Source organism: Halorubrum halophilum, from assembly GCF_000739595.1.
Taxonomy (GTDB): domain Archaea; phylum Halobacteriota; class Halobacteria; order Halobacteriales; family Haloferacaceae; genus Halorubrum; species Halorubrum halophilum.
On sequence record NZ_BBJP01000042.1, the window covers coordinates 1 to 968 of the forward strand.

1 protein-coding gene is annotated in these 968 nt (G+C 57.5%); it reads right to left on the reverse strand.

The genetic code is table 11. The features are described 5' to 3' along the window. Positions 1–60 precede the first annotated feature (60 nt). Positions 61–891 carry an IS5 family transposase gene (locus ACP96_RS13545; RefSeq protein ID WP_050033698.1) on the reverse strand — a complete coding sequence of 277 codons (831 nt, stop codon included), beginning with the start codon at positions 889–891 and terminating at the stop codon, positions 61–63. Positions 892–968: the final 77 nt, after the last annotated feature.

A 968-nucleotide genomic window follows, 5' to 3' on the forward strand; every position in this document is an offset into this window, starting at 1 on the left:
TTTTGTTTGTTTGTGGTATAAGAGACACGGCTGTGTTGAATCGCTGTAAGGCGGAGGGATTCACTGTTTGACGAAGCGTTTGATGTTATAGACGACACACATCAGCGCGATTTCGCGGAACTCACGGAACCATGACCGCGCTCGCACGGCGAAGCCGAGCGAGCGCTTGACAGCAGAGTTCACGGTTTCAGTCATTGAGCGCTGATTGTAGCGGTTATCGTCGATTCTGGCGTTGTGCGCGTGGTCGTACGGTGCGAAGATGCGGTGCTTGATCAACGGTCTGATCCCGAGCTCACGCAGACCTTCGCGGAGCGATTGCTTGTCGTAGCCCTTATCGGCCGCAAGAGACCGCAGATCGCCCGCATTCCGGCGGGCGATCTGCTCAGCAAGGTCTGCGTCGCTTCCTTCTCGATTCGTTGAGCAGTGAACGTCAAGGACAGCCTGAGACGCTGTATCGACGAGCTTCGTGACTTTCAGCTTTTGAACGCGGTAGCTGATTCGCTGGCAGTAGTGGCGGCTGGCTGGTGAGCGGTCGTAGAACGTGGCGTCGATCGCGGCGTGTTCAGAGAGATCGTGCAGCTGCGCCGACTGGCGCAGCAGCACTCGACAGACGCTCATGCTGATCCGGTCGAACGCCTTACACAACGTGGACGGCGCGGGGAGATCGGCCGCGCTGAGGCCGATCTCCCCGGTTATTTGTGGCATCTCTTTGAGCAAGTCGATCGTCATACGGTACGACGTATCGAGGTAAATCCGGAGACAGTGGAGGGAAACGAGTGCGTAGTCGGCGAATCCGCCGCCACCGTCCGGGGCGGCGGATTCGCCTCCATCGCCAGTAACTCTTTGAGCAACCGGCACAACTTCCCCAATGAAGCGGGAGATTTGTGTCATAGGCAACCGAATCTTCCCGCTTCAACTCCTTTGATTTAGTGGCCTACCTCGCTGCCGTATGGCGATTCAACACAGCC

What these genes read in the sequence shown, in the direction of transcription:
- ACP96_RS13545 (WP_050033698.1), bottom strand. Translation starts at nt 891, where the DNA reads ATGACACAAATCTCCCGCTTCATTGGGGAAGTTGTGCCGGTTGCTCAA.